The sequence below is a fragment of the Herbiconiux solani NBRC 106740 genome (genome assembly GCF_001571005.1).
GTDB lineage: Bacteria > Actinomycetota > Actinomycetes > Actinomycetales > Microbacteriaceae > Herbiconiux > Herbiconiux solani.
This window is the reverse complement of the sequence record NZ_BCST01000007.1, coordinates 125,362-151,382: the sequence shown is the minus strand read 5'-3', so window position 1 is coordinate 151,382 and position 26,021 is coordinate 125,362. Positions and strand designations below refer to the sequence as shown.

At 69.5% G+C, this 26,021-nt stretch carries 25 protein-coding genes and 2 pseudogenes; 6 read left to right on the top strand and 21 right to left on the bottom strand.

The window, feature by feature from the left end; genetic code table 11:
• Positions 1-65: 65 nt before the first annotated feature.
• From tsf to HSO01S_RS14115, 3 genes are all read right to left on the bottom strand, one after another.
• Complete coding sequence (gene tsf, locus HSO01S_RS14125) at positions 66-893, bottom strand: translation elongation factor Ts (protein ID WP_066042638.1); 828 nt, start codon at positions 891-893, stop codon at positions 66-68.
• A gap of 51 nt (positions 894-944) precedes the next feature.
• Positions 945-1,970: a 30S ribosomal protein S2 gene (gene rpsB, locus HSO01S_RS14120; protein WP_066042635.1), complete on the bottom strand. Its 1,026-nt coding sequence runs from the start codon at positions 1,968-1,970 to the stop codon at positions 945-947.
• 258 nt (positions 1,971-2,228) lie between these two features.
• Positions 2,229-3,710 (bottom strand): sugar porter family MFS transporter, encoded by a 1,482-nt coding sequence (locus HSO01S_RS14115; protein ID WP_066042632.1) that lies wholly within the window; start codon positions 3,708-3,710, stop codon positions 2,229-2,231.
• 135 nt (positions 3,711-3,845) lie between these two features.
• On the opposite strand from HSO01S_RS14115, the pseudogene HSO01S_RS19745 reads away from it, so the two are divergent.
• Positions 3,846-4,346, top strand: a pseudogene (locus HSO01S_RS19745) (murein hydrolase activator EnvC family protein); the annotation flags it as partial.
• 90 nt (positions 4,347-4,436) lie between these two features.
• Here the strand turns inward: HSO01S_RS19745 and HSO01S_RS14110 are convergent.
• The 10 genes and pseudogenes from HSO01S_RS14110 to HSO01S_RS14065 all read right to left on the bottom strand — a co-directional run bounded on the left by HSO01S_RS14110 (position 4,437) and on the right by HSO01S_RS14065 (position 13,826).
• On the bottom strand, positions 4,437-5,354 hold the full coding sequence (locus HSO01S_RS14110; protein ID WP_066042629.1) for a tyrosine recombinase XerC: 918 nt from the start codon (positions 5,352-5,354) through the stop codon (positions 4,437-4,439).
• A 222-nt stretch (positions 5,355-5,576) separates the two neighbouring features.
• Complete coding sequence (locus tag HSO01S_RS14105; RefSeq protein ID WP_066042626.1) at positions 5,577-6,473, bottom strand: phosphodiesterase; 897 nt, start codon at positions 6,471-6,473, stop codon at positions 5,577-5,579.
• A 198-nt stretch (positions 6,474-6,671) separates the two neighbouring features.
• Positions 6,672-8,003: a DNA-processing protein DprA gene (gene dprA / locus HSO01S_RS14100; protein WP_218003818.1), complete on the bottom strand. Its 1,332-nt coding sequence runs from the start codon at positions 8,001-8,003 to the stop codon at positions 6,672-6,674.
• Between the two features lie 302 nt (positions 8,004-8,305).
• Positions 8,306-9,841, bottom strand: a complete 1,536-nt coding sequence (locus HSO01S_RS14095) for a YifB family Mg chelatase-like AAA ATPase (RefSeq protein ID WP_066042970.1) — start codon at positions 9,839-9,841, stop codon at positions 8,306-8,308.
• 88 nt (positions 9,842-9,929) lie between these two features.
• Positions 9,930-10,289: a YraN family protein gene (locus HSO01S_RS14090; protein WP_066042624.1), complete on the bottom strand. Its 360-nt coding sequence runs from the start codon at positions 10,287-10,289 to the stop codon at positions 9,930-9,932.
• 185 nt (positions 10,290-10,474) lie between these two features.
• On the bottom strand, positions 10,475-10,798 hold the full coding sequence (locus HSO01S_RS14085; protein ID WP_022898285.1) for a DUF2469 domain-containing protein: 324 nt from the start codon (positions 10,796-10,798) through the stop codon (positions 10,475-10,477).
• Positions 10,799-10,810: 12 nt separating this feature from the next.
• On the bottom strand, positions 10,811-11,779 hold the full coding sequence (gene rnhB, locus HSO01S_RS14080; protein ID WP_084361690.1) for a ribonuclease HII: 969 nt from the start codon (positions 11,777-11,779) through the stop codon (positions 10,811-10,813).
• Between the two features lie 149 nt (positions 11,780-11,928).
• Positions 11,929-12,675: pseudogene (lepB, locus tag HSO01S_RS14075) on the bottom strand (signal peptidase I); the annotation flags it as partial.
• 87 nt (positions 12,676-12,762) lie between these two features.
• Positions 12,763-13,110 (bottom strand): 50S ribosomal protein L19, encoded by a 348-nt coding sequence (gene rplS / locus HSO01S_RS14070; RefSeq protein WP_066042621.1) that lies wholly within the window; start codon positions 13,108-13,110, stop codon positions 12,763-12,765.
• A 218-nt stretch (positions 13,111-13,328) separates the two neighbouring features.
• Complete coding sequence (locus HSO01S_RS14065; RefSeq protein WP_066042618.1) at positions 13,329-13,826, bottom strand: hypothetical protein; 498 nt, start codon at positions 13,824-13,826, stop codon at positions 13,329-13,331.
• A gap of 112 nt (positions 13,827-13,938) precedes the next feature.
• On the opposite strand from HSO01S_RS14065, the gene map reads away from it, so the two are divergent.
• On the top strand, positions 13,939-14,709 hold the full coding sequence (gene map, locus HSO01S_RS14060; RefSeq protein ID WP_066042615.1) for a type I methionyl aminopeptidase: 771 nt from the start codon (positions 13,939-13,941) through the stop codon (positions 14,707-14,709).
• A gap of 67 nt (positions 14,710-14,776) precedes the next feature.
• On the opposite strand, the gene trmD is transcribed toward map, so the two are convergent.
• From trmD to rpsP, 5 genes are all read right to left on the bottom strand, one after another.
• Positions 14,777-15,484, bottom strand: a complete 708-nt coding sequence (trmD, locus tag HSO01S_RS14055; protein ID WP_066042612.1) for a tRNA (guanosine(37)-N1)-methyltransferase TrmD — start codon at positions 15,482-15,484, stop codon at positions 14,777-14,779.
• 23 nt (positions 15,485-15,507) lie between these two features.
• Positions 15,508-16,431, bottom strand: a complete 924-nt coding sequence (locus tag HSO01S_RS14050; RefSeq protein ID WP_066042609.1) for a type IV toxin-antitoxin system AbiEi family antitoxin domain-containing protein — start codon at positions 16,429-16,431, stop codon at positions 15,508-15,510.
• An 83-nt stretch (positions 16,432-16,514) separates the two neighbouring features.
• Complete coding sequence (gene rimM / locus HSO01S_RS14045) at positions 16,515-17,153, bottom strand: ribosome maturation factor RimM (protein WP_066042607.1); 639 nt, start codon at positions 17,151-17,153, stop codon at positions 16,515-16,517.
• The gene (locus HSO01S_RS14040) at positions 17,110-17,346 is read right to left on the bottom strand and encodes an RNA-binding protein (RefSeq protein ID WP_066042604.1); all 237 of its coding nucleotides are present in this window, start codon (positions 17,344-17,346) and stop codon (positions 17,110-17,112) included. The genes rimM and HSO01S_RS14040 overlap by 44 nt, the downstream gene beginning before the upstream one ends.
• A gap of 2 nt (positions 17,347-17,348) precedes the next feature.
• Positions 17,349-17,816 carry a 30S ribosomal protein S16 gene (rpsP, locus tag HSO01S_RS14035; RefSeq protein ID WP_066042600.1) on the bottom strand — a complete coding sequence of 156 codons (468 nt, stop codon included), beginning with the start codon at positions 17,814-17,816 and terminating at the stop codon, positions 17,349-17,351.
• Between the two features lie 176 nt (positions 17,817-17,992).
• On the opposite strand from rpsP, the gene HSO01S_RS14030 reads away from it, so the two are divergent.
• On the top strand, positions 17,993-19,126 hold the full coding sequence (locus HSO01S_RS14030) for a glutamate--cysteine ligase (protein ID WP_066042598.1): 1,134 nt from the start codon (positions 17,993-17,995) through the stop codon (positions 19,124-19,126).
• Positions 19,127-19,591: 465 nt separating this feature from the next.
• Here the strand turns inward: HSO01S_RS14030 and HSO01S_RS14025 are convergent, their stop codons facing one another.
• From HSO01S_RS14025 to ffh, 3 genes are read right to left on the bottom strand one after another with little or no spacing between them, the layout of a single operon-like run.
• Entirely contained in the window at positions 19,592-20,395 is an 804-nt protein-coding gene (locus HSO01S_RS14025; RefSeq protein ID WP_066042596.1) for an LLM class F420-dependent oxidoreductase, read from the bottom strand.
• Positions 20,396-20,442: 47 nt separating this feature from the next.
• The gene (locus HSO01S_RS14020) at positions 20,443-21,444 is read right to left on the bottom strand and encodes a siderophore-interacting protein (protein ID WP_066042594.1); all 1,002 of its coding nucleotides are present in this window, start codon (positions 21,442-21,444) and stop codon (positions 20,443-20,445) included.
• 26 nt (positions 21,445-21,470) lie between these two features.
• Positions 21,471-23,048 carry a signal recognition particle protein gene (ffh, locus tag HSO01S_RS14015; protein ID WP_066042591.1) on the bottom strand — a complete coding sequence of 526 codons (1,578 nt, stop codon included), beginning with the start codon at positions 23,046-23,048 and terminating at the stop codon, positions 21,471-21,473.
• 127 nt (positions 23,049-23,175) lie between these two features.
• On the opposite strand from ffh, the gene HSO01S_RS14010 reads away from it, so the two are divergent.
• Genes HSO01S_RS14010 through HSO01S_RS14000 form a run of 3 tightly spaced genes read left to right on the top strand, consistent with a single transcriptional unit; the run spans position 23,176 to position 26,014 of the window.
• On the top strand, positions 23,176-23,664 hold the full coding sequence (locus HSO01S_RS14010; RefSeq protein WP_245636013.1) for a MarR family winged helix-turn-helix transcriptional regulator: 489 nt from the start codon (positions 23,176-23,178) through the stop codon (positions 23,662-23,664).
• Positions 23,661-25,076, top strand: coding sequence for an MFS transporter (locus tag HSO01S_RS14005; RefSeq protein ID WP_066042588.1), 1,416 nt, complete (start codon positions 23,661-23,663; stop codon positions 25,074-25,076). The genes HSO01S_RS14010 and HSO01S_RS14005 overlap by 4 nt, the downstream gene beginning before the upstream one ends.
• Positions 25,077-25,120: 44 nt before the next feature.
• Positions 25,121-26,014: an LLM class flavin-dependent oxidoreductase gene (locus HSO01S_RS14000; RefSeq protein WP_066042585.1), complete on the top strand. Its 894-nt coding sequence runs from the start codon at positions 25,121-25,123 to the stop codon at positions 26,012-26,014.
• The last annotated feature ends 7 nt before the right edge of the window (positions 26,015-26,021 follow it).

Below are 26,021 nucleotides of genomic sequence, written 5' to 3'. Positions count from 1 at the left end.
AATGGGCCCGGGTCTGTCGACCCGAGCCCATCCTCGATTGTGTTCTTCGTGCCGTCGGGCGGCTGTTACGCGCCGACCTTGAACCGGGCGAAGCCGGTCACGGTCAGGCCGGCGTCGGCCAGCACCTTGGAGACGGACAGCTTGTTGTCCTTCGCGTAGTCCTGCTCGAGCAGGGCGACCTGCTTGAAGAAGGCCTGCACGCGGCCCTCGACGATCTTGGGCAGAGCCGCTTCGGGCTTGCCCTCGTTCTTCGAGATCTCGGTGACGATCGCGCGCTCCTTCTCGACGGCCTCGGAGGGCACGTCGTCGCGGGAGAGGTACTGCGGGTCGGCGAACGAGATGTGCTGCGCGATGGAGCGGGCGGTCTCGGCGTCCGAGCCCGTGTACGCCACGACCACGCCGACCTGCGGGGGCAGGTCCTTCGAGGTCTTGTGCAGGTAGATCTCGAACGCGTCGCCCGTGAGACGGACGATGCGGCGGAGCTCGATCTTCTCACCGAGGATCGCGGCCTCGTCGTTGATGACGTCGGCGACGGTCTTGCCGTCGGCGGGGGCGGCGAGCGCCTCCTCGACGGTCGACGCGCCGGCGGCAGCGGTCGCGGCCAGCACCTTGTCGGCCAGGGCGATGAACTTCTCGCCCTTCGCGACGAAGTCGGTCTCGCAGGCGAGCTCGATCATCGTCGCGGCGCCGTCGGCCTGCGTGGCGGCGACGAGGCCCTCGCTCGTGGAGCGGTCGGCACGCTTCGCGTTGCCCTTCGCACCCTTGAGTCGCAGGATCTCGACGGCCTTCTCCATGTCGCCGTCGGCTTCGACGAGGGCGTTCTTGGTGTCGACCATGCCGGTGCCGAGCTGCTCGCGCAGCGCCTTGACATCAGCCAGGCTGATTGTTGCCATGTGTGTTCAAACTCCTTGAGAGATGGGTTTTTCGTCGGTGCCCGGGGGCGACTACTCGGCGGCGGGACGCTTCTCGGCGTCGGTGGCCTCGGCCTCGATCTTCGCCTCGGTCTCGGCGTCGGACTCGACGTGGTGCTCGACCACGAGGCTCGGGTCGGTGATCTCGGCGAGGTCGGCAGCGGCCTCGGCGTCGGCGTCGTTCTCCTCGGTGGGAGCCTGCACGTCGATCGCCTCGACGACGGCCGCGACATCCTCCGGACCGGTGACGAGACCGTCGACGGCCTCGATCTTCTCGGCCTCGCTGGTGGGGGTCTCGGACGCCTGGAGGAGCTCGCGCTCCCACTCGGCCAGCGGCTCGGCGGGGGCGTCGCCCTCTTCCGGCTTCTGGTGGCGCTGGATCAGGCCCTCGGCCGCGGCGTCGGCGACGATGCGGGTGAGGAGCGCGACGGAGCGGATGGCGTCGTCGTTACCCGGGATCGGGTAGGTGACCTCGTCGGGGTCGCAGTTCGTGTCGAGGATGCCGATGACCGGGATGCCCAGCTTCTTGGCCTCGTCGATCGCGAGGTGCTCCTTCTTGGTGTCGACGACCCAGAGCGCGCTCGGGGTCTTCGTCAGGTTGCGGATACCGCCGAGCGACTTGTGCAGCTTGTCGAGCTCGCGCTTCTTGATCAGCAGTTCCTTCTTCGTGAAGCCGCTCTTCGCGGTGTCCTCGAAGTCGAGCTCCTCGAGCTCCTTCATGCGGGCGAGTCGCTTCGACACCGTCTGGAAGTTGGTGAGGAGGCCACCGAGCCAGCGCTGGTTGACGTAGGGCTGGCCGACGCGGGTCGCCTGCTCGGCGATGGACTCCTGCGCCTGCTTCTTGGTGCCGACGAAGAGGATGGTGCCACCGTGGGCGACCGTCTCCTTGACGAAGTCGTACGCCTTGTCGATGTAGCCCAGCGACTGCTGCAGGTCGATGATGTAGATGCCGGAACGCTCGGTGAAGATGAAGCGCTTCATCTTCGGGTTCCAACGGCGGGTCTGGTGCCCGAAGTGAACGCCGCTGTCGAGCAGCTGGCGGATGGTGACGACGGCCATGGCCGTACTCCTTCTGTTCTCGGTTGGATTCCGCGACGGTGGCCGCGGAGCCTGGTGCCCGGCGCGCATCCGGCCAGTTCCGACTTGTCGTCGGAGAGGGACCGAGTGGATGCTGCAGCCTGATGGGCACGCGAAGTCACCCCGACATGCGGGGTGCTCCGAGAATCATAACACCGAGTGGGCGGGGGTTCGCGCTCGCCTGGAGCTGCCCGCGCTCGGGTGCTGCCGGCCGCTTCGCGCTAGGCGGCAGCCTTCGCGCTAGGCGGCGGCCTTCTCGTCGACGGCGGCCTTGCTGCCGCGCCGCACCACCTTGAGACTGTCCATGCTCTCCAACGAACGCCCCTTCGTCTCCGGAACCGCGAAGAAGACGAAGAAGAACGACACCAGGGCGAAGAACGTGTACAGCCCGTAGGTGAAGGCGAGCGAGAAACTCGACAGGGCCGGGAAGGTCTCGGTGATGGCGAAGTTCGTCAGCCACTGGGCCGCGGCCGCGATACCGAGCGCCTTGCCGCGGATCCGGTTCGGGAAGATCTCGCCGAGCAGCACCCAGACGATCGGACCCCAGGTGGCGCCGAAGAAGATCACGAAGAGGTTCGCACCGACCAGGGCCAGCGGGCCCCACGCGCCGGGGAGCTGCGGGGTGCCGCCATCCGTCACCACGGCCTGCGAGAAGGCGACGGCCATCAGGCCGAGCGACACGACCATGCCCGCGGATCCGGTGAGCAGCAGCGGCCGGCGGCCGATCTTGTCCACGAAGAAGATGGCGACGAAGGTGACCAGCACGTTGATGACGCTCGTCACGACCGAGATCGTGAAGCTCGTGCCCGAGTTCGTGGTGTCGAAGCCGACCGAGCTCCAGAGGCTGGTGGAGTAGTAGAAGATCACATTGATGCCGACCAGCTGCTGGAACATCGACAGCAGGATGCCGACCCAGACCACCGGCAGCAGACCGAACATCTTGCCGCGGAGGCTCGCGGTGCGGGAGTTCTCGCGGTCTTCGCGGAGGCTCTTCTCGATGTCGCCGAGGGCGTCGTCGACCTCGCTCTCGGGGATGACGCTCGCGAGCACCTTGCGGGCGTCGTCGCGCCGGTCCTTGCCGGCGAGATAGCGCGGGGATTCGGGGAGCCGCCAGGCCAGGAAGCCGTAGACGAGGGCCGGGATGGCGCAGGCGATGAACATCCAGCGCCAGGCGTCGGCGCCGAACCAGAGGGGTTCGTTCGCTCCGCCGGCCGCGCCCTGCAGGAGGGTGTCGGAGAGCAGGGCGGCGAAGATTCCGAGTGTGATGGCGAGCTGCTGGAGGCTGGCGAGGGACCCGCGCACAGCCTTCGGCGCGATCTCGGCGATGTAGGCCGGTGCGATGACGCTCGCGATGCCGATGCCGAGGCCGCCGATCACGCGCCAGGCGATCAGGTCCCAGACCGCGAACGCGAGGCCGGAGCCGATCGAGGAGACGAGGAAGAGGCCGGCGCCGATGAGCATGACCGGGATGCGGCCGATCCGGTCGGCGAGTCGCCCGGCGAAGTAGGCGCCGACCGCGCAGCCGAGGAGGGCGCAGGCGACCACGAAGCCCGACAGCAGCGGGAGGTCGCCGAGGGCGAAGTCGTCATCGATGGCCTTGACGGCACCGTTGATCACAGAGGAGTCGAAGCCGAAGAGGAAGCCGCCGAGGGCGGCGGCGATCGAGAGGGCTATGACCTTCCGCCGGAGCTGGCTCGAGGTGCGTGTTTCCTGCGTCGTCATGACGGACTCCTTTGCCGGATCTCGGGGTGTGCGGACATCATCGGCCGTTCCCCCACAGCATCGATCCTGGCACGGATCATCCACAAGTGTGCCTTTGGGCGGTTTCTCGGCGGTCTTCGCGGGTTGGGTGGGGGGATGGTTCTCGTCGGCGGGTCGTGGGGTGTTGTGGTCGGGGTGGTGTGGTCTTTGAGGTGGCCGTTGGTGCGGTCGTTTCTGTGCTCGGCGCTGTGCCTCGGGATGTGCTCGTCGGCGTGCCTGGGCCTGGCCGCGACCGATGCCGGCCCGAGCGGCGGCGCGCGCTGGATGTGGCCGGTCTCTCCGTCGGTCGTGATCGCCGAGTACCGGGCGCCGGCCTCCCGGTACGGGCCCGGTCATCGGGGTGCCGATCTCGCGGTCGTCACGGGCACCGAGGTGCTTGCGCCGGCGGGCGGGGTGGTCGCGTTCGCGGGCTCGGTGGGTGGCCGGCCCGTCGTGGCGATCGAGCATCCGGGGGGCTACCGGTCGAGCGTGGAGCCGGTCACCGCATCCGTCGTGGTGGGGGCGGCGGTGACCCGGGGGCAGTCGATCGGGGCCGTGGCGTCGGGAGGGCATTGCGGGGCGGGGTGCCTGCACCTCGGGGTGCGGCTCGACGGGGAGTATGTGAACCCGCGGGCGCTGATCGGCGGGATCCCGCGGGCTCGGCTGCTGCCGGTGGGCGAGCTGCCCGAGCGGTCAGGCCTCGGGCGGTCAGGCCCTGGGATGGGCCGCCTGGTACGAGGCACGGAGCCGCTCGACCGTGACGTGCGTGTAGATCTGGGTGGTGCCGAGGCTCGCATGGCCGAGCATCTCCTGCACGGCGCGCAGGTCGGCGCCGCCGTCGAGCAGGTGCGTGGCGGCGGTGTGCCGCAGGGCGTGGGGGCCGGCCGGGCCGCTGCCCGGGATGCTCTCGAGCAGCCGCGCGACGAACTGGTAGACCGCGCGGGTGCCGAGCCTGCCGCCGCGGGTGCCGACGAAGAGGGCGCGAGCCGCCCGCCCGCTCTCGGACCGCGCGAGCAGTGCCGAGCGCCCCCGCCCGAGGTAGTCCGTGACGGCGAGTTGCGCGGGCCGTCCGAATGGCACGATCCGCTCCTTCGAGCCCTTGCCCACCACGCGAACGGTGCGCCGATCGAGGTCGAGGTCGTCGAGGTCGATGCCCACGAGTTCGCTGACGCGAAGAGCGGATGCGTACAGCAGCTCCACGACGGCCAGATCGCGCAGCGCGCCCGGCTCCCCCTCCGCGGCGGCGGTCTTGAGCCAGCCCAGAAGTTCGTCCATCGAATCTCCGGAGAGCACGCGCGGCAGCGACCGGTCGGGCTTCGGCGCGCGGAGTCGCACGGCCGGATCCGTCTCGAGCGCCCCGCTCCGCCGCAACCATGCCGAGAACGTCTTCGCGGTCGCGGCTCGCCGCGCGAGCGTCGACTTGGCGAGCTCGCGCTGAGACGCCTCCCAGAGCCAGTCGCGGTACAGGGCGAGATCGAGTGCCTCGACGTCGCTCGCGCCCCGCTCGGCCGCGAACCGTTCGAGGTCGGCGAGGTCGGCGCCGTAGCTGCGCACGGTGTTCGCGGAGTACCCGCGCTCGAGCCGCAGGTACCGCTCGTACCCCGCGCGCGCCTCCGCCAGCTTCATCCCCCCAGCATGCCTCGTCGGGGCGCCTCACCGAGGTGCCCCGCCGTGAGAGGGGCTCGGGTGCCCACACTGCGTCTCGACCACTGCTGATGACTCGGGCGCATGCGCCTGGGTCTCGCGGCCTGGATTCGGCTCGGGCGCATGCGCTCAGGCGTCGCCCGCATGGCTCGGGCGCATGCGCTCAGGCCTTGCCGCCAGGATTCGGCTCTGCGCAGGGCTCCGCTAGGTCTGCGGGGTGACGTGGCGGGAGAAGGCCTCGCGCTGTTCAGGTTCGGGGAGGGCGTAGACGCGGTCGACGAACTCGTTGTCGAAGCCCGAGACGATCGGGAAGTCGCCGATCGGCACCGTCGAGTGCACCACGCGATCGCCGTAGACGTGCACGAGCGAGAACGCCTGTCCTCCGCCCAGGCCGGTGAGGCGACCGCGGACCGCCGCGACATCCATCGTGTAGCACGTGGCCGCGGCCACCGACACGGGGACGCCGGCGAACATGCTCGTCGTCGAGTAGTGCAGGTGCCCGCCCAGGATCGCGCGGACGTCGGTGCCCTCGATCGCCGCGGCGAGTTCGTGCTGGCGCTGCAGTTCGAGGATCGGCATCAGCGGGATCGTCGTCGGGATCGGCGGGTGATGCAGCGCCACGATCGTGCCCTCGGGTGCCGGCTGGGCGAGCTCGGCGCGGAGCCAGAGCAGCTGCTCCTCCGATAGCTCGCCGTGGTGGTAGCCCGGAACGCTCGTGTCCAGGGCGATCACCCTGAGACCGCCGAGCCGGATGCTCGTGACGACCGGCTCGGTGACCGGCTCCTCGTCGAGCAGTTCGGCGCGGAGCCGCGCGCGGTCGTCGTGGTTGCCCATGACCCACAGCACCCGCGCCCCGAGCCGTTCGGCGGCCGGCTCGACGATGCCCCGGATGCGCCGGTATGCGTCGTCTTCACCCAGGTCGGCGATGTCCCCCGTGAACACGAGCAGCTCGGGCCGGATCCCAGACCGCTCGAGCTGCACGAGCGCCTGCGTGAGCGTCGCATCCGTGTCGACGGTGCCGTACAGCGGCTTCTCCCCCGCCAGGAAATGCGTGTCGCTGATGTGGACGATCGTGTGCAACGGCTCCCCGTACTGAGACATGCCCCCAGTCTCGCAGACCCCGCCGTCCCTCCTCCCTTCCCTGCCTGAACCCCACCCCAACACCCGCCGAACCCTCGCCCCGCCCATCGCGCTGCCCGCCTCGCCCCACCCCGTCGCTGGCGCCACGACGTTGCGTGGCGAGGTAGCGGGACTGGTGCCGGTGCGTCCAGGCGGGCGAGCCATCGGTCCAGCGCAGGGCTAGGTGCGCAGCCAGCCGCCCGGGGTTTCGTGGACCGCGGATTCCAGCGTGAGGACTCCTAGGTTCACCGAGACCGATCGGGGCGACATACCGGTGCGTCGCGCCAGGTCGTCCACCCCGCGGGCGGAGCGATGGCTCATGGCGTCGAGGACTCGGGTCGCATCGGCGGTGCGCTCCCGCGAAGTCGCGACTCGACGGGCCCTGTCTTTCTCGCCGTCCGCGTTCGGGTCGATCGACGGGAGCCACCGCCTCGGCGTCGCTGAGGGGGCGGGCGCAGATCGCGGCTTCGAGGATCCCATCGGCGACGTCGGAGGTGATGGCGGAGGGGGCGGATCAGGCGGGCTGGACGGAAGCGGCGGGGAGTTCGGGTCGGGCGGGCCGAGGACCAGCTCGACGACGTCGGCGGCGGACGTGACGCAGACGGCGTCGTACTCACGGAGGAGACGGTGACAGCCGGCCGAACTCGCACTTGTGACGGGACCGGGCACGGCCCCGAGGGGTCGTCCCATCGATGCTGCATGGCCCGCCGTGTTGAGGGAACCGGAACGGTGCCCCGCCTCCACGACCACCGTCGCCTGGCTGGCGGCCGCGATCAAGCGGTTGCGTTGGAGAAAACGCCAGCGGGTGGGTGCGGCACCGCACGGCAGCTCGGACGCGACCGCCCCGGTGTGCGCCACGCGCAGGAGGAGGTCGTGGTGCGCGGTGGGATAGAGCCGGTCGACCCCACCTGCGAGGTACGCGACCGTCGTTCCGCGACTGGCGAGGGTCGCACGGTGCGCCATCCCGTCGATGCCGTACGCGGCCCCCGAGACGACGGTGAAGCCGCGGTCGGAGAGGCCCGAGGCGAGGTCCATCGCCATGTGCTCCCCGTAGTTCGTGGCGTCACGCGAGCCGACGATCGCGATCGCACCGCCGGGCGGCTCGAGCGCACTCGGGTCACCTCGAACCCAGAGCGCGAGCGGCGCATGGACACCCAGCGCGTCGAACCCGGTGGGCCACTGCGGATCACCCGGAACGAGCAGCGTCGCCCCGACCTTCGCCGCCGCTCGCAAGGCGGCCACGACGAGCCTCGACGCGAGCCGTGGAGTCCACCGCTCGATCGCCGCCTCGAGGTCGGACTCGGACAGCACCTCGCCGACCGCCTCGGGCATCACCGCCAGCCACTCCCCCGCAGTGCGCCGCTCGATCAGCATGGTGAGCGACCTGTCGGCGCCGAGTGCGAGCACGACCAACCCGGCGATCGCGTCGCCGGGCTCCGCGATCGTCGACCACCCCGCCGCCGCGAACAGCCGCGCCACCCGCCCGTCGTCGAGCTCCGCCCCGCCCTCCACCGCTTCCGCTCCCAGCCGAAGCCGCGCCGCAGAGTCTGCGCTCGTGTCGGAGTCAGTGCCGACATCCGAAATCGTGCTCTGCCTCACAGCGATTTCGCTGTCTGCGCCGATGTCGTTACTCGCGGGCACACCCGTAGTCGCGTTTGCGCCGTCGTCGGGTTGAACGTCTGGCGACCGGTGCGGTGCCGTGTCAGGTTCGGCTCGCTGCTTCGCGAGCGCACCGATCGCCGGTGATGCGGGCGTTATCGTGACCGCCTCTACGAGGGAGCGGACCAGGGCGCTGTCGAGTTGGTAGAGGAGGGTCATGCGGCCACCGACTTCCGGAGGTAAAGGGCCCACCCGAGGTGCTCGGCGGTCGGGGCGGACGCGGCGTCGAGGTCGGCGAGGGTCCACGCGACGCGGAGGACGCGGTCGTAGCCGCGCATGGTGAGGGTTCCGCGCTCGAGGGCGCGATCGATCGGCGCGGTCACCGCGGGTGCGAGACGTCGGGCCGGCGCTCGGAACCAGGCGCCGGGGACTTCGGCGTTCGTCTTCCAGGGGGTCGCTGAGAGGCGCTCGCGCGCGACCGCACGGGCCGCGACGACTCGCGAGCGGGCGATAGCAGTGGTGGTGTGAGCGGCTCCCTCGCCCCGCAAACGGACTGCCGACGACGTGACGCGGTTCACCCGCAGCTGCAGGTCGACACGGTCGAGCAAGGGGCCGGACAGCCGGGCCAGATAACGTCGTCGGCCGATGGGCGTGCAGGTGCACGGGATGTCAGACGTGCCGTACTGACCGCAGGGACACGGGTTCGCGGCGAGCACGAGTTGGAAGCGGCCAGGAAAGTGCGCGACGGCGTTGGCTCGGTGGATCGAGATGGTTCCGGACTCGAGCGGCTGCCGCAAGGAGTCGAGCACGGAGGTCGGGAACTCGGGCGCCTCGTCGAGGAACAGGACGCCGTGCGCAGCACGCGCCGCCGCACCGGGGCGGATCACCCGCGAACCGCCACCGACGAGAGCGGCCGCCGACGAGGTGTGGTGCGGACTCTCGATCGGGGGCCGTGTGATCAGGCCGGTGAGCGGCTGACCCGCCAGGGACGACAGGGAGGTGACGACAAGGGACTGCTCCGGGTCGAGATCCGGCAGCAGCGCGGGGAGGCGGTGGGCCAACATCGTCTTGCCCGCACCGGGCGGGCCGAGCATGAGGAGGTGATGCCCACCTGCGGCAGCGACGACGAGGGCCTCCACCGCATCCGGATTGCCGACGACATCGGCGAGGTCGCCGGAGTCGACGGGGACCGCATCCGGAACCGGGAGCGTGATCGGCTCAACCGGCTCGGGGTCGAGCTCGGCGCCGTGCCGGATGAGGGTGTCGCGGAGCGAGGAGACCGTCGTGATCTCGACGTCCGGCACCAGCATCGCCTCGGCCTCGTTGCCGCGCGGCACCACGAACCGCGTGTACCCGGCCGCCCGCGCCGCCACGATCGCGGGCAGGACTCCCTGCATCGGGCGCACCCGGCCGTCGAGACTCAACTCGCCCAGATGGACCACCGACGCGATCGCCTCGGCAGCGACGAGCCCCTCCGCCGAGAGGACCGCGACAGCGATCGCCAGGTCGTAGGTCGAGCCTTGCTTCGGAAGCGCCGCCGGCGAGAGGTTGACGACGATCTTTTTGGCCGGCAGCGGGCATCCGTCGTTCGCGGCCGCAGCCCGGACGCGGTCTTTCGCGTCGGAGAGCGCGGCATCCGGCAACCCGATCAGCTGGAAGCCGGGGATCGCGTCGGCGATGTGCGCCTCGACCTCGACGACCGCACCGCTCATGCCGAGCAGGGCGACCGAGAGCGTTCGCGCCACCATCAGCGCACCCCTGACGAGACAGACGGGACAGACGGAACCGACGAAACCGACGGAGCAAGCGCAGCGGCGGGACGGGAGCACCTCGGCCCCATCACGACACCCCGCGCAGATGCTGCACGTTCGGATCTCCGAGCGTCGGCCAGATGATCCCCACCACATCGACACGGAACGGACGCCTTCGACCGGCCTCACGCACCTCGAACCACGACCCCGCGAGCAGATGCAGCCGCCTCAGCTTGCCTGGGGTGATCGCCTCGAACGGATGCCCGTAGGCCGTGCTCGTCCGCGTCTTCACCTCGACGAGCACGAGGGTGCCGCCGTCGACGGCGACGATGTCGATCTCGCCCGCCGGACATCGCCAGTTGCGCTCGACGAGCGTCAGGCCCGCCCCCGTCAGGTGCTCAGCGGCGAGGTCTTCGCCGCGCCGGCCCAGTTCGTCTTTCGGTCTCATCAGTACCTCCGCGACAAGGGTGCCGGGAGGGCGGAGGCGGAGGAGCCGCGAGAAGAGATCTGTGGAGAACGGCCACGGACGACCGGGCTGTGCAGAAAGCGAGGAAGCCAGAAAAGCAAGAAGGCAGAAAGCCAGAAACCGCAGGACGAGCTAAGAGCTAGAGGCTGCAGACAGAGCGCAACGACCTACTCGTCGAGCGCGAGCTCCTTGGGCAGCTCGAAGTCCTTGCTCGAGAGCTCCTCGACGTTGACGTCTTTGAAGGTCAGCACCCGCACCGACTTCACGAAGCGGTCGGAACGGTACACGTCCCACACCCACACATCGTTCATCGTCAGCTCGAAGTAGAAGTCGTGCTCGGTGTCGCGCCGGGCGAGCTCGACCTCGTTCGCCAGGTAGAAGCGGCGCTCGGTCTCGATCACGTACTTGAACTGCGAGACCACGTCCCGGTACTCGCGGTAGAGGGCCAGCTCGACCTCGCGGTCGTAGTCCTCGAATTCGTCTTCGTCCATCGTGGGACCAGTCTAGGCCGCGGAGCCGTCGTCCATGCGCCGAGGGGCGGATGCGGCATCCCCGGCCCCGGATGCGGCAGCGGTACCCGCCGTCGGCACCGGCGACGGCCCGGATGCTTGCGACAGCGCTGAGGCCTGCGACAGCACGAACGCGTCCACAGGATCCGGCTCGTCCACAGCCTCGAACCCGTCCAGAGCCACGGCCGTCTCGCCGGCCAGGATGCCCGAGAGCCAGGTGTGCCGGTGCAGATCCGTCGCACCGCGCGTGAGGATCGCGTCGCGATGCTCCTCGCTGCCATACCCCTTGTTGCGCGCCCAGCCGTAGTCGGGGAAGTCGTCGTGGTGCTCGATCATCATCCGGTCGCGGGCGACCTTCGAGATCACGGATGCGGCCGCCACCGACGCGCAGTCACGGTCGGCCTTGATGCGCGTGCGCACCATCGGCAGCGCCGACAGCCCGGCGAGAGCACTTGCGCTGCGAACCGCGGCGGCTCCAGCACCAGATCCGAATCCGGCACCGCCCGCGGAGCCTGAGGAGTCGAACGAAGCCATCGTCGCGATCGACGAATCGAACGTCCGCGTCAACCAGTCGAAATGCCCGTCGAGCACGACGGTCGCGGCGCCGAGATCGACGCCGCCCAAAGCCAGCTCCGCCATCGCACGCCACCCCGCGAGTCCCAGGCACGCCGTGATCCCGATCTCGTCGATCTCGGCCGCCGAGGCGTAGCCGACCGCGTGGGCGACTCCCCACGACATCGCCACCGGCGCCAGCTGCTCACGGCGCAGCTCGGACAGCATCTTGGAATCGCGCAGACCCGCCGGAACGCGCGTCGAACGCTTCACCTCGACCACGCAGACGCCCACGGCGACGGGGCCCGCGAGCGCACCGCGCCCGACCTCATCACACCCGATGATCAGGCCGCCGCGCTCGGCCACGAGCGAGCGCTCGAGCCGGAGCGTGGGGTCGGCGACGGGAGTCACCAGAGGGCTCCGGAACCGGTCTCGGGGGCCGAGCCCGCCGCATCCGTCAGCGCGGATCGGGGGTCGAAGACGCTGTCGAACGACTGTCCGGCAGGCAACCCCGCAGGAGCGACCGGCGCAGACGACAGAGCCGCCGGAGTCGACGTCGGATCCGGGATCCCGCTGAACACGCTGCCGTAGTTGTCGAGCCACGCCCAGTGATCCAGCGGCCAGGTCACGACCACGGCCCGCCCGACGACGTTGCCGATCGGCACGAAGCCCTTGCCCGGCTGATCCTGGTTGAACCGCGAGTCGGCCGAGTTGTAGCGGTTGTCGCCCATCACCCAGAGCGAGTCGGCCGGCACCGTGACGTCGAACGGGTTCTGCGACACCGAAGACACACCGTCCGGCAGCTTCGTGTAGGCCGCCTCGTCGAGCGGGACGCCGTTCACCGACATCTGGCCGAGGGCGTTGCAGCACTCGACGTGATCGCCCGGCAGGCCGATGACGCGCTTGATCAGGTGGTCATCGGCGTCGTCCGGCGCGAGCCCGACACCCTGGAGCACCCAGTCGAGGGCGGCGGTGACGGGGTTCTTCGGCTGCTCGACGGTCGGCGTGAGCCAGCCCCCCGGATCTTTGAACACGACCACGTCACCCCGCTCGAGCGGCACGACGCCCGGAACGAGCTGGTTGACCAGGATGCGGTCGTTGATCTGCAGCGTGTTCTGCATCGACCCCGAGGGGATGTAGAACGATCGCACCAGGAACGTCTTGATCAAGACCGACGCGAGGAGCGCGATCACGAAGATGATCAAGAGGTCGCGGGCGAACAGCCACGCACTGCGCGAACGCTTCGAACGTCGATCGTTCGAGCTGTCTTCGCTGCTCTCGTGCGCCGGCACGGATGTTTCTGTCATTTAACCGCCTGAGCTCCCGAACCACTGTAGTGGTCGGGAGCTCAGGATGACTCTCAGCGGCAGGGCCGCTTCGGGCGAATTCGGAGACTACGCGTCGCGCTTCTCCTTGATCTTGGCCTTCTTGCCGCGCAGGTTGCGGAGGTAGTAGAGCTTCGCGCGACGCACGTCACCGCGGGTGACGACCTCGATGTGGTCGATCACTGGGGAGTGCACCGGGAAGGTACGCTCGACGCCCACCTGGAAGCTGACCTTGCGGACCGTGAAGGTCTCGCGGACGCCCTCGTTCTTGCGGGCGATGACGACGCCCTGGAAGACCTGGATACGCGAGCGCGTACCTTCGACGATGTTCACGTGCACCTTGACGGTGTCGCCGGCACGGAAGTCGGGGATGTCGCTGCGGAGCGACGTTGCATCGACTGAGTCGAGGATGTGCATGGTGTGTTCGCAATCTGTACCCGCCACAGGTCGACTACGGCTTCGATGTCAGTAAGAGGATGTGCCCGATGATTGCTGGCTCCCCTGTGGCAGAGCCGGGCCGCGGCACAAGGGTCAATTGTGCCATAGATCGCGGAGGCGGCGCAAAAGGCGCCGATCGCACCGTCAGGACGAAGTTCTTGCGACGCCAGAAAAGGCAACGCAGATGCGTCGGACGGTCAGATCCGCGGCGGGATCGTGCGCTCGGTGCTCTGGATGACGATGTACTCGCCGTCGACCCGCGGCGCTTGCGGGGCCCCGGTGACCCGGGCCGCCTGCGCCTCGAAGTTCTCGACGACCGCGCGCACCCGGCGGCGCGTCTCGACGATCAGCTGCACGACGCCCGACCAGAACAGGGCGATGACCGCCACGACGACCAGCGTGCTGAGCAGCGCCGTTGCAGGGGTGAAGAAGCCGACCGCGATGATCAGGCCGTGCAGCACCGTCAGCAGCGCAGCATCCAGCCACGACACCGCCCGCTCGGCCCGCACGTCTTTGCGCGCGAAGATGAGGCCGGCGGTCGCCAGCATCCCGAGCGTGAGCATCATGACGCCGACGATCAGGCCGATGATCTGCCAGCCGGTGGCGGCGAAGACGCCCCAGCCGACCAGGATCCACGCGGGGAGGATCACCGCAGCGGGGAACTGCCAGTAGAAGAAGGCCCGTCGGATGAACACCCCTTCAGAGTATGCAGCTACTCCGGATGTTCGCTGTGATCCGGGTGGGTAGGGTCTACATGGGCGCTTCGATCCCCCTCTGATCGCCCTCGCACGCCTGGAAGGACTCGTCATGATCGAACTGAAGACCCCCGCCGAGATCGAGCAGATGCGGCCGGCGGGTGCGTTCGTCGCCGAGGTCCTGACCGAGCTCGCCGCGCGCACGGCCGTCGGCGTGAACCTGCTGAAGCTCGACCGCATCGCCCACGACATGATCAAGGCCCGCGGTGCCGAGAGCTGCTACATCGACTACCACCCGTCGTTCGGGGCCTCGCCCTTCGGCAAGGTGCTCTGCACGAGCGTCAACGACGCGGTGCTGCACGGGCTGCCCTTCGACTACGCGCTGCGAGACGGGGACGTGCTGAGCCTGGACTTCGCGGCTTCCGTCGACGGCTGGGTCGCCGACTCGGCGCTGACCGTGGTCGTCGGCACGCCCCGTTCGACCGAGGACACGCGGCTGATCGAGGTCACCACCGCCGCCCTCGCCGCCGGCATCGACGCCGCACGCCCGGGCAACCGGCTCGGCGACATCTCGGCCGCCATCGGAGCCGTCGCGACCGAGGCAGGCTACGGCGTCAACACCGACTTCGGCGGCCACGGCGTGGGGCGCACGATGCACGGCGACCCGCACGTGCCGAACCAGGGGCGCGCCGGCCGGGGGCTGCCGCTGCGCGAGGGGCTCGTGATCGCGATCGAGCCGTGGTTCCTCGAGACGACCGAAAAGATCTTCACCGACAAGGATGGGTGGACCCTGCGATCGGCCGATGGGTCGATCGGGGCGCACATGGAGCACACGATCGCGATCACCGCGGACGGGCCGCTGGTTCTGACCGACCGGGGCTGACCCGACCTGGATGCGCGCGGCGGCCCCGCGCGTTGGTCACGGGGCCTCACGGTCGCGAACGCGCGCGCTACTCCGGCGGCAGCAGGTCCGGCCGCACCCGCCGCGTGCGCTCGACCTGCTGCTCGTGGCGCCAGCGCTCGATCGCGCCGTGGTTGCCGCTCAGCAGGATCGGCGGCACCTCGAGCCCCCGCCAGGTCGCGGGCTTGGTGTAGCTCGGATACTCGAGCAACCCGTCCTCGTGCGACTCCTCGACGAGGCTCTCCGGGTTGCCGACGACGCCGGGGATGAGCCGGCCGATCGCCTCGATCATCGCCATGACGGCGACCTCGCCGCCGTTCAGCACGTAGTCGCCGAGACTGACCAGGCGCACCTCGGCGCGCTCGGCCGTGTGCTCGAAGACGCGCTGGTCGATGCCTTCGTACCGCCCGCATCCGAAGACCAGGTGCTCGCGGCCGGCGAGCTCACGCGCCATCTTCTGGGTGAAGACGGTGCCTGCGGGCGAGGGGAAGATGACGACGGGGGCGGATGCCAGCTCGCCAGGCTTCCCCTCGCCGAGGACGGCGTCAAGCGCCTCGCCCCACGGCTCGGGCTTCATGACCATGCCGGCTCCGCCACCGTAGGGGGTGTCGTCGACCGTGCGATGACGATCGTGCGTGAAGTCGCGGAGGTTGTGCGCCCGCACGTCGAGGATCCCCGTCTGCCGCGCCCGCCCCAGCAGCGAGATGTCGAGCACGTCGAAGAACTCGGGGAAGATCGTGACGACGTCGATGCGCATCCCCAAAGCCTAACGGCGGGCCCTCAGCCGAATCGCACCGCCAGCCCGTCTCGGCGGTGCCGGGCCGACCAGCGGTGCTCGCCGCGCGCGACGAGGGCGCGGATGACCGCGATCACCCGGCTCCACTCCCCCATCACCTGGTCGTAGCTGAGGCGGAGCACCAGGCAGCCGAGCTCGGCGAGGGTGAGGTCGCGGCGGCGGTCCTCGGTGAAGGCGGCGTCGCTCGAGTGCCACTCGCGGCCGTCGAGTTCGAGCACGAGGCGGTCGCCGATGAGCAGGTCGACGAAGCCGGCGCCGGGGATGGGCACCTGGCTGCGGTACGGGATGTTGTAGCGGTGGAGTCCGAGCCGCGCCTTCGTCTCGAGGCCGGATGCGGCACCGGGGTCGGTGAGATCGAGGTATCCGCGGTAGAGCGTGGGGAGCTCGGCGACCAGGAACTCGAGCTCGGTGCGGCTGATGCGTCGCTGCGACAGTGCGGAGTCGAGGGTGACGATCGCGTCGGTCTTCGACTGGCAGACGATCGAGTGCAGCAGCGCCCAGGTGAAGGAGTCGACGGGGCCCTCTGGTTCGGCGAGGCCCGAAGCGCGGAGCGAGCGGTGCACCGTGATGCCGAACCGCTCGGGGCGGCCGAGGGGGATGCGGCGGTCGTGGGGGGAGGAGAGTTCGGAGACGCGGGCCGGCACGCGGATATGTAGGCGGGAGTCGCGGGCGCACCAGATCTTCTCGGACTTCAGCACGGACAAGCAGGACACCCGTCCGCCCACGCGCACGGCCCGAACGGCGTCCACCGGCGCATCCGGCAGTGCGACCCATCCGCGACGGACCCGTTCGAGCTGCCCTCGCTCGACCGCGCCATGGATGAGCCCGGAGGGGATTCCGCGCGAATTCAGCGCCGCCACGGACGCGATCCCGCCGAGCCGGGACACCATCTCGAGCACCTGAGTCATGCTCAGATTATGGCGGACGGAGTTTCCCTGCAAATAACGAGGACCGATGCCGTATTTGGCATCGGTCCTCGTTATTTGCAGACTTACTCGGCTACGCCCTCGCCCGGAGGCTCGGAAGCGGCGTCAGCCGCGTCCGAAGGCTCCTCCGGCAGGTCCTCGAAGAGGCCCGCCGGCGGCGTGACCGTGACCACGCCCGCCTCGAGATCGACCGACGGCACGATCGCCTTCACGAACGGCACCATCACCTCGCCCGACGGCGTCTTGACGATCAGCAGGTCCTGCGCCGGCAGGTGCTCGACGAGCCGCACGGTTCCGACCTGCTCACCGTCGCGGACCACGCGCAGGCCCACCAGCTGGTGGTCGTACCACGCGTCCTCCTCGTCGGAGGCTTCGGCCTCGTCGAGGTCGATCCAGAGGATCGCCTTGACCAGGCCCTCGGCCGCCGTGCGGTCAGAGACGCCCTTGAAGAAGCCGACCGGATGCCCGTTGTACCAGCGCAGCTCGGTCAGTTCGAGGGTCTTGCCGTGCCACGGCGACGAGGTCGGCACCTGGAGGGTGAACACCGCGCCCGGAACAAAACGCCGTTCCGGGTCATCGGTGAACATCTCCAGCTTGATCGCGCCCTTCAGCCCGTGGGCCTTCGTGAGCCGGCCGACCCGCAACTGGGTGCTGTTGTTCTCAGTAATCGGTGTCCACCACGTCCACGCGAACGCGCTTGCCATCGGCAAGAGCGGTGACGAGCGTGCGCAGCGCCTTCGCGGTGCGCCCCGATCGGCCGATCACGCGACCCAGGTCGTCCGGGTGCACACGCACCTCGAGGACCTCGCCGCGAGGCGAGCTCTTCGTGACGACGTGTACCTCACCGGGGTTGTCGACGATCCCCTTGACGAGGTGCTCGAGAGCGGGAGCGAGCAAGGTCAGGCCTTGTCCGCAGCGTCTTCGGCAGCCTCGACCGCGACCTCGTTGGCCTCGGTGTCGGTCTCGGCAGCAGCCTCGGCGTCAGCAGCGGCCTCGGCCTCGACGACGGCGGGCTTCTCGGCCTTGGGCTTGAGGACGGGCTTCTTCTTCTCGTCGGCGACGTAGGCTTCCTTCTCGCCCTTGACGCGGACGGTCGACACGGCATCCGCGTCGCCCTTGAACTTGCCCCAGTCGCCGGTGAGCTTCAGCAGCGCGGTGACCTGCTCGGTCGGCTGCGCGCCGACGGAGAGCCAGTACTGGGCGCGGTCGGAGTCGACCTTGATGACCGAGGGCTCCTCGGTCGGGTGGTACAGACCGATCTCCTCGATCACTCGACCGTCGCGCTTGGTGCGCGAGTCGGCGACGACGATGCGGTAGTAGGGCGCACGGATCTTGCCGAGGCGCTTCAGACGGATTTTGACAGCCACAATTCTCCTGTGTGATCTTCGAGGTGGGCGAACTGACAGCCGTGAGCGTGGGGGCACACTCGGCAAAAGCTCTAAGAGAATCCGCGCCGCCTGATTAGAGGGTCGGGCGAGGGCGGACTCGACTGGCTATTCTGACAGATATTGCTGGCAAAGCGGTAATTCTCGAGAGGTCGTCCATGCAGATCAGCTTCGCGCCGTCAGAGCGATCCACCCTCGGGATCGAGTGGGAGGTCGCCCTCGTCGAGCAGAGCTCGGGCGATCTCGTCTCGGTCGCGGCCGAGGTGCTGGAGTCATTGAAGGGCCCGGACGGGTCCGAGCATCCGCAGATCACGGGCGAACTGCTGCTCAACACGGTCGAGCTCGTCTCGAAGGTGCACCACCACGTGAAGGATGCGGTCGACGACCTGCAGTCCCAGCTCGCCGAGGTGCGCGCCATCACCGACCCGCTCGACGTCGAGCTGATGTGCGCCGGGTCGCACCCCTTCGGCCAGTGGTTCGACCAGACCGTCACCGACAAGGAGCGGTACCACAAGCTCATCGACCGCACCCAGTGGTGGGGGCGCAACATGATGATCTGGGGAATCCACGTGCACGTCGGCATCGACGACAGCGAGAAGGCGCTGCCGATCGTCAACTCGCTGCTCAACTACTACCCGCACCTGCAGGCGCTCAGTGCGTCGAGCCCGTTCTGGGGCGGGGTGAACACGGGGTACGCGAGCAATCGCGCGCTGATGTTCCAGCAGCTGCCCACCGCGGGTCTGCCCTATCAGTTCGGCAGCTGGGCGAACTACGAGGAGTACGTCGACGACCTCATCCGCACCGGCGTGATCAGTGACCACACGGAGGTGCGATGGGACATCCGCCCCAGCCCGCAATGGGGCACGGTCGAGATGCGCGCCTGCGACGGGCTCTCGAGCCCCGAGGAGATCGGCGCGGTCGCCGCGCTCATCCAGTGCCTCGTCGACGACATGTCGCAGCGCCTCGACGACGGCGAAGAGCTGCCGACCATGCAGCCCTGGTACGTGCGCGAGAACAAGTGGCGGGCGGCGCGATACGGGATGGAGGCCGAGATCATCCTGAACTCCGCCGGCGACGAGCAGCTGGTGACGGATGCGGTGCGCGGCGAACTCGTCCGCCTCGCGCCGGTCGCCGAGCGGCTGGGCTGCGCGGCGGAACTCGATCAGGTGAACCTGATCCTCGACCACGGCGCCAGTTACCAGCGTCAGCTCCGCGTCGCCGAGGCGAACGGCGGCAGCCTCCGGGCCGTGGTCGCCTCGCTTACGAAGGAGCTGAGGCACGGGCTCAGCTAGCCGTGCTGGCTGCCGGAGCAGCCGTGCTGCGCGCGGCTGCTCCGGACCGCGCCGGTCCCTGCCCGGCGCGGGCGACATGTTCACGTGCGGTCGCTATCGCGGCCGCGCGCTCACCCTGGGTCATCGAGTACGGCCCGTCGCGATCGGTCTCCCGCCTGAGCTCAGGGCAGGGCATGACCGCAAGGGTCCATTCAGGCCGACAAGGAGGACCGGTCGCGCCACATTTTCGAACCGAAGCAGTGGGTGGGATACGAACGTGACAGGCAGTTTTCGACGACCCAGGGTGAGGCCGAGGCCGCGATAGCGACCTCAGCCGAACATGTCGCGTCGCGCCGGGCAGGGACCGGCGCGACCGGCGGAGCCCGCGCGAAGCACGGGCCCCGCCGCAGCTAGCACAGCAGGACTACAGCGTCACCCAAGACCCTCGCGCCGAGCGCGCACCCCGCCCGGCCCAGAACCCTCAGCTCAGCTCACGCTCTCCCGCCAGGCCACGAGCTTCTTCACCGCATCCATGTCGAGGTCGGGACCCGTGATGCCGAGGGTGAAGAGGGTGACGCCGAGCTCGAGCTGGCGGTCGAGCGCGAGGGCGCGCGAGCCGTCGGCACCGCTCACACCGGTCGAGATCTCGATCTCGCCGAAGTCGCGGTCGACCTTCTCGCACCAGTCGCGGAGCACGACGAGCTTGCGCTCGAGCGTCTCGGTGTCCGAGAAGGAGTGCCAGATGTCGGCGTGCTGCGCGACGATCCGGAGCGTCTTCTTCTCGCCGCCGCCACCGATCAGCACGGGGATGTCCCGCGTGGGGCGCGGGTTGAGCTTGCGCCAGCGCTCCTCGATCCGCGGCAGCGCCTCCGAGAGGGCGTCGAGGCGCTGACCTGCTGTGCCGAAGTCGTAGCCGTACTCGTCGTAGTCGCGCTCGAACCAGCCCGAGCCGATGCCGAAGACCAGGCGGCCCTCGCCGTCCTTCGCGCTGATGTGGTCGACGGTGCGGGCCATGTCGGCGAGCAGGTCGGGGTTTCGGTAGCTGTTGCAGGTGACGAGCGGGCCGAATTGGATGCGGCTGGTCTGCTCCGCCCACGCGGCCAGCATGGTCCAGCCCTCGAAGTGCGTGCCGTCCGGGTCGCCCGAGAGCGGGTAGAAGTGGTCCCAGTTGAAGGCGATGTCGACGCCGAGGTCTTCGAGCTGGGCGAGGGTGTCGCGGATGGTGGCGTACGAAGAGTGCTGGGGAGCGATCTGCACGCCGATGCGCACAGGGCGGGGAGGTGTCGTCATGTTTTCAGCTTAGGCACTCCCCTGGCGCCCGGGATGAACTCCCGGCGTCAGTCTCCTTCGGACTTGCCGTGCCGCCAGTAGCCCATGAACGCGACGCTGCGCCGGTCGATCCCACGCTCGGCGACGAGGTGCCGGCGGAGGAGCTTGATGACCCCGGCCTCTCCGGCGAGCCAGGCGTACAGCGGGGTTCCAGCGGCCTCCGGATCCTCCTCGGGAACCTCCCAGAGCATGTCGTGGTCGACGTCGACGTCGTCGAGGGCAACCGGACCGGCAGAGGCCGCAGACGAGAAAGTGACAGGCGCAGCCGCGTCGTCCAGCAGCCGCCCCGCGTGCTCCCGCACCAGCGGCACCAGCGCCTCGCCGTGGGCGCGGGCTCCGCGCCCGACCACGATCACCTCGATGCCGGGGTGGGACGGGAGGGCGGCGGAGTCGCCCGCATCCGGAACCTCGACGAGCGCGCAACCCCGTGCATCCGCCGGCAGCTTCTCGAGGATGTTGGCGATCGCCGGGAGCGCCGTCTCGTCACCGGCGACGAGGATGCGGCCGGTGCGCGCCGGGAGGTGGAAGTCGATGCCGCCGTGCACGCCGTCGTGGTCGGCATTGGGGCCGCAGATGATCAGCGACGAGCCGAGCGGGGCGGTGGAGGCCCAGGTCGAGGCGACGCCGACGAGTCCGTGCAGCACGATGTCGACGTCGATCTCGCCCTGTTCGGGGCGCACGGCGCGGATCGTGTAGGTGCGGATGGGCGGGCGGGTCTCGTCGGGCAGGTCGCGCCAGACGGTGTACCAGTCCTCCTGGGAGCCCATCAGGGCAGCGCAACCCGAGTCGGCACCGGCGCCCGAGCCCGTGCCTAGGCCGTCACCGAAGTCGTCGCCCGCCACCGGAAAGATCAGCTTGATCCGCTGGTCGTACCCGTTGTCGGCGAACCGGTCGAGGTCGGCGCCCGAGAAGGTGAAGCGCACGAAGTTGTCGCTCAGCGGCCTCCGCCCCGTGAGCCGCACCTCGAAGAGCCGGAACGGTTGAACGAGGGTCTGCACGGAGGAGGTCACACAGGGAAGGGTACCCTAACCTCCTGTCAGCGCAAGAAGCGCTGCAGGGCTTCCAGCTCCTCCGGGCTCGGGTTCGGCGTGCCGTCGACGGCCTTCGAGCCGAGGCCGAAGCCCGCTCCCCCCGACGTCCCGGCCGTGACCGCGGCCTTCTCGCCCGAGGCGAGCGCCGCGTTCTCGGCGGCCCGCTTGGCGGGGTTGCCCGAGCGCGATCCGCTCTTCTTCTTGGCCTGCTGCTTGCCGCGCCCGCCGCCGAAGCCGGCGCCCGGGATCGGCCCCATTCCGGGCACGTTCGGCACGCCGCCCTTGGCGACCGTCTTCATCATCTTCGAGGCCTGCTCGAAGCGCTGGACCAGCTGGTTCACGTCGGTCACGGTCATGCCCGAACCCTTCGCGATGCGCAGGCGTCGCGAGCCGTTCAGGAGCTTCGGATTCGTGCGCTCGGCCTTGGTCATCGACTGGATGATCGCCTCGGTGCGCACGATCTCCTTCTCGTCGAAGTTCTCGAGCTGCTGCTTGAGACCGCCGGCGCCCGGGAGCATGCCCATCATCTTCTTGATCGACCCGACGTTGCGCAGCTGCTGCATCTGCTTCAGGAAGTCGTCGAGCGTGAAGGAGTCGGTCGCGAACTTCTCCGCGACCTTTCGCGCCTCGTCTTCGTCGAAGGCCGACTGCGCCTGCTCGATCAGGGTGAGGATGTCACCCAGGTCGAGGATGCGGCTCGCCATCCGGTCGGGGTGGAAGGGCTCGAAGTCGTCCAGCGTCTCACCGGTCGAGGCGAAGATGATCGGACGGCCGGTGACGGATGCGACCGACAGTGCGGCGCCGCCTCGAGCGTCTCCGTCGAGCTTCGTGAGCACGACGCCCGTGAAGTCGACGCCCTCCTGGAAGGCGCGGGCGGTCGCGACGGCATCCTGACCGATCATCGCGTCGATCACGAACAGCACCTCGTCGGGGTTCGTGGCCTTGCGGATGTCGGCGGCCTGCTTCATCATGTCGGCGTCGACACCCAGGCGTCCGGCGGTGTCGATGATGACCGTGTCGTACTGCTTGTCGATGGCGTACTTGATCGAGTCCTTCGCCACGCGCACCGGGTTGCCGACGCCATTGCCGGGCTCGGGGGCGAAGACGGGGACGCCCGCCTGGCTGCCGACGACCTGGAGCTGGTTGACGGCGTTGGGGCGCTGGAGGTCGGCCGCGACCAGGATCGGGGTGTGGTTCTCTTTCGCGAGCCACTTCGCGAGCTTGCCGGCGAGGGTCGTCTTACCCGCACCCTGCAGACCCGCGAGCATGATGACGGTCGGCGGGCGCTTCGCGAACTCGAGGCGGCGCTGCTGGCCGCCGAGGATCTGCACGAGCTCCTCGTTGACGATCTGCACGACCTGCTGGGCCGGGTTCAGCGCACGGTTGACCTCGTCGCCGAGCGCACGCTCGCGGACCTTGCCCGTGAACTCCTTGACGACGTCGAGCGCGACGTCGGCGTCGAGCAGGGCGCGGCGGATCTCGCGGACCGTGCTGTCCACATCCGCAGGGCTCAGCTTGCCCTTCGTGCGGAGGTTCTTGAAGGTTTCGGCGAGCCTGTCCGAGAGTGTTCCAAAAGTAGCCATCGTGCAGCCAGTTTAACCGGTCGGCGGGGGTGCCGGAGCGGGCTGTGAGCGAACGCGCCCAGAGGGGGTGCTGGGGAGAAGGCGATGGACAGGTCGTTAGCCAAGGTAATTAGCGTATGATAATTACATGACGGTCGACGCGATGCAGACGGCAGGGGCCCCAGCGGCGGCCACGACCGCGGGCGGAATCCCCACCACCGACGCGTCCGAGCTCAGCCCCGACCTCCGCATGGCGACCCTGCACCTCGCGCGGCGCATCCGTCAGGAGCGGGCGGACGACGAGCTGAGCCCCGGCCAGAGCGCGGTGCTCGCCTACCTGGTGCGCAAGGGGGCGACGACGCCGGGCGAACTCAGCGTCTACGAGCACGTTTCGCCGCCGTCGATGAACCGCACGCTGAACGCCCTGCAGCTCGCCGGGTACATCGCCCGCTCGCCGAGCGACTCCGACCGGCGGATGGTGCTGGTCGACGTCACGGATGCGGGCCGCGAGGTCGTCATCGCCACCCGGCGCCAGCGGGACGCCTGGCTCGAGCGCCGGCTGGCCGCCCTCTCCCCCGCCGACCGCGAGGCGCTCGCGTCAGCCACCGCGATCATGCAGCGGTTGGTGGCCGAGTGAGCGCGATGTTCCGCTCGCTCTCGAGCATCGACTACCGCATCTGGTTCGCCGGCGCCCTCGTCTCGAACGTCGGCACCTGGATGCAGCGCACGGCCCAGGACTGGATCGTGCTCACCGAGCTCAGCGACCACGACGCGGTGGCGCTCGGCATCACGACCGCCCTGCAACTAGGGCCGCAGCTGCTCCTCGTGCCCTTCTCCGGGTGGATCGCCGACCGGTTCGACCGGCGGCACACCCTGATGGCCACGCAGCTCGCGATGGCCCTGCTGGGGCTCGGTCTCGGCGTGATCGTGCTCTCCGGGGTGGCGCAGCTCTGGATCGTGTACGTCTTCGCCCTGCTGCTCGGCATCGCCTCCGCGATCGACGCCCCGGTGCGCCAGACCTTCGTCTCCGAGCTGGTCACTGGCTCGGACGTGGGCAACGCGGTGGCGCTCAACTCGGCCTCGTTCAACACCGCCCGCACGATCGGGCCGGCGGTCGCGGGCCTCCTGGTGGTCGCGGTCGGCGCGGGCTGGGTGTTCGTCATCAACGCGCTGACCTTCGCGGCGGTGCTGGTGTCGCTGAAGTTCATCCGCCCCTCCCGGCTCGTACCCGTGCCGCGGGCGAGCCGGGAGCGCGGGCAGCTGCTCGAGGGGTTCCGGTACGTGCGCGGGCGGCCGGATCTGCTCATCGTGTTCCTGATCGTCTTCGTCATCGGCACCTTCGGCTTCAACTACCAGATCTTCACCTCGACCATGGCGACCGTGGAGTTCGGCCTGGACTCGGCGGGCTTCGGCATCCTGACCTCGATCATGGCGATCGGGTCGGTGGCGGGCGCGCTGGTCTCGGCGAGCCGGGACAAGCCGCGGGTGCGCCTGGTCTTCCTGGCCTCGGCCGGGTTCGGGGTGAGCGCGCTGCTCGCAGCCCTCTCGCCCTCGTACTGGCTGTTCGCCGGGGCGCTGGTGCTGATCGGCTTCGCGGGGCAGATCCTCATGACGACCGCGAACGGCACCGTGCAGACCACGACCGACCCCCGGATGCGCGGCCGCGTGATGGCCCTCTACATGGCCGTGTTCATGGGAGGCACGCCGATCGGTGCGCCGCTGCTCGGCGCCGTCGCGAACACCTTCGGGCCGCGGTGGGGGCTCGGGGTCGCGGCCGTGTCGGGCTTCGTGGCGTTCGGACTCGGTGTGCTCTGGCTGGTGCGGTATCGCGCGGCACGGTTGCGGGTGGTGGACCGGCGGTTGCGGGTGGTGTTCGGGGCAGGTGACCGGATGGCGGACTCGGTGACGCCGACCGGGTCGTTCTCCGCCGTCGCGCGGGGGCGCGGGGCGGGTGCGGTTTCGGCGTCGAAGGCCGAGGCGACGCGGGAGCGGGACGAGGAACTCGAAGAGGATCTCGAGCTGGACGAGGTCGAGGCCGAGCGCAGCTGAGGCCTGTCCGGGGCGATGTCCGAGGCCGGTGCCAGAATGTCGGCATGCGCCACGGAATCGTCATCCTGCCCCAAGATCCCTGGCCCGAGGCCCGCCGTCGCTGGCAACGGGCCGAGGAGCTCGGCTTCGACCACGCCTGGACCTACGACCACCTCTCCTGGCGCTCGCTCGCCGGCGAGCCGTGGGGGGCCACCCTGCCGACGCTGACGGCGGCGGCGATGGTGACCAGCCGCATCCGGCTCGGCACGTTCGTCGCGTCGCCGAACTTCCGTCATCCCGTTCCGTTCGCCAAAGAGCTCGCGACGGTGGACGAGATCTCGGGCGGGCGATTCCTGCTCGGGGTCGGATCGGGCGGGACGGGGTTCGACGCCTTCGTGCTCGGGCAGGCGGAGCTGACCGCGCGCGAGCGGCACGAGCGTTTCGTCGAGTTCGTGGCGCTGCTGGACGAGCTGCTCCGGTTCGAGCCTCCGGGGTCGGAGGGGATCTCGGCCGACGGGCAGTGGTTCCAGGCGCACGAGGCGCGGATGGTGGGGGCGCCGGCGCAGCGCCCGCGGATGCCCTTCGTGCTCGCCGCGAACGGCCCGAAGGGTCTCGCGCTCGTCGCCGAGCGGGCTCAGGGCTGGGTCACGACCGGCAAGAGCGAGGCCGGCGGCGAGGACTGGTGGAAGGGCGTGGCCGAGCTGTCGGCCCGGTTGGACGAGTCGCTGGAGGCGGCCGGACGGGAGCGGGCGTCACTCGACCGGTACCTCTCGTTCGACTCGGCCGCGGTGTACTCGCTCGAGAGCGTCGGGGCGTTCGACGACATGGTGGGGCGGGCGGCGGAGCTGGGCTTCACCGACGTCATCAGCCACTGGCCGCGCCGCGACGGCATCTACACCGGCTCGGAGTCGGTGCTCGAGGAGGTGGCCAGCCGCTTCCCAGCATCCCGTCGCGAGTAGCGTGGAG

Coding starts and splice junctions, on each gene's coding strand:
- map (WP_066042615.1), top strand. CDS start 13,939: ATGATCGAACTGAAGACCCCCGCCGAGATCGAGCAGATGCGGCCGGCG.
- HSO01S_RS14105 (WP_066042626.1), bottom strand. CDS start 6,473: ATGTCTCAGTACGGGGAGCCGTTGCACACGATCGTCCACATCAGCGAC.
- rpsB (WP_066042635.1), bottom strand. CDS start 1,970: ATGGCCGTCGTCACCATCCGCCAGCTGCTCGACAGCGGCGTTCACTTC.
- tsf (WP_066042638.1), bottom strand. CDS start 893: ATGGCAACAATCAGCCTGGCTGATGTCAAGGCGCTGCGCGAGCAGCTC.
- HSO01S_RS14110 (WP_066042629.1), bottom strand. CDS start 5,354: ATGAAGCTGGCGGAGGCGCGCGCGGGGTACGAGCGGTACCTGCGGCTC.
- HSO01S_RS14030 (WP_066042598.1), top strand. CDS start 17,993: ATGCAGATCAGCTTCGCGCCGTCAGAGCGATCCACCCTCGGGATCGAG.
- HSO01S_RS14000 (WP_066042585.1), top strand. CDS start 25,121: ATGCGCCACGGAATCGTCATCCTGCCCCAAGATCCCTGGCCCGAGGCC.
- HSO01S_RS14050 (WP_066042609.1), bottom strand. CDS start 16,431: ATGACTCAGGTGCTCGAGATGGTGTCCCGGCTCGGCGGGATCGCGTCC.
- rimM (WP_066042607.1), bottom strand. CDS start 17,153: ATGGCAAGCGCGTTCGCGTGGACGTGGTGGACACCGATTACTGAGAAC.
- ffh (WP_066042591.1), bottom strand. CDS start 23,048: ATGGCTACTTTTGGAACACTCTCGGACAGGCTCGCCGAAACCTTCAAG.
- trmD (WP_066042612.1), bottom strand. CDS start 15,484: ATGCGCATCGACGTCGTCACGATCTTCCCCGAGTTCTTCGACGTGCTC.
- HSO01S_RS14115 (WP_066042632.1), bottom strand. CDS start 3,710: ATGACGACGCAGGAAACACGCACCTCGAGCCAGCTCCGGCGGAAGGTC.
- HSO01S_RS14025 (WP_066042596.1), bottom strand. CDS start 20,395: ATGACGACACCTCCCCGCCCTGTGCGCATCGGCGTGCAGATCGCTCCC.
- HSO01S_RS14090 (WP_066042624.1), bottom strand. CDS start 10,289: ATGAGACCGAAAGACGAACTGGGCCGGCGCGGCGAAGACCTCGCCGCT.
- HSO01S_RS14085 (WP_022898285.1), bottom strand. CDS start 10,798: ATGGACGAAGACGAATTCGAGGACTACGACCGCGAGGTCGAGCTGGCC.
- HSO01S_RS14010 (WP_245636013.1), top strand. CDS start 23,176: ATGACGGTCGACGCGATGCAGACGGCAGGGGCCCCAGCGGCGGCCACG.
- rplS (WP_066042621.1), bottom strand. CDS start 13,110: ATGCACATCCTCGACTCAGTCGATGCAACGTCGCTCCGCAGCGACATC.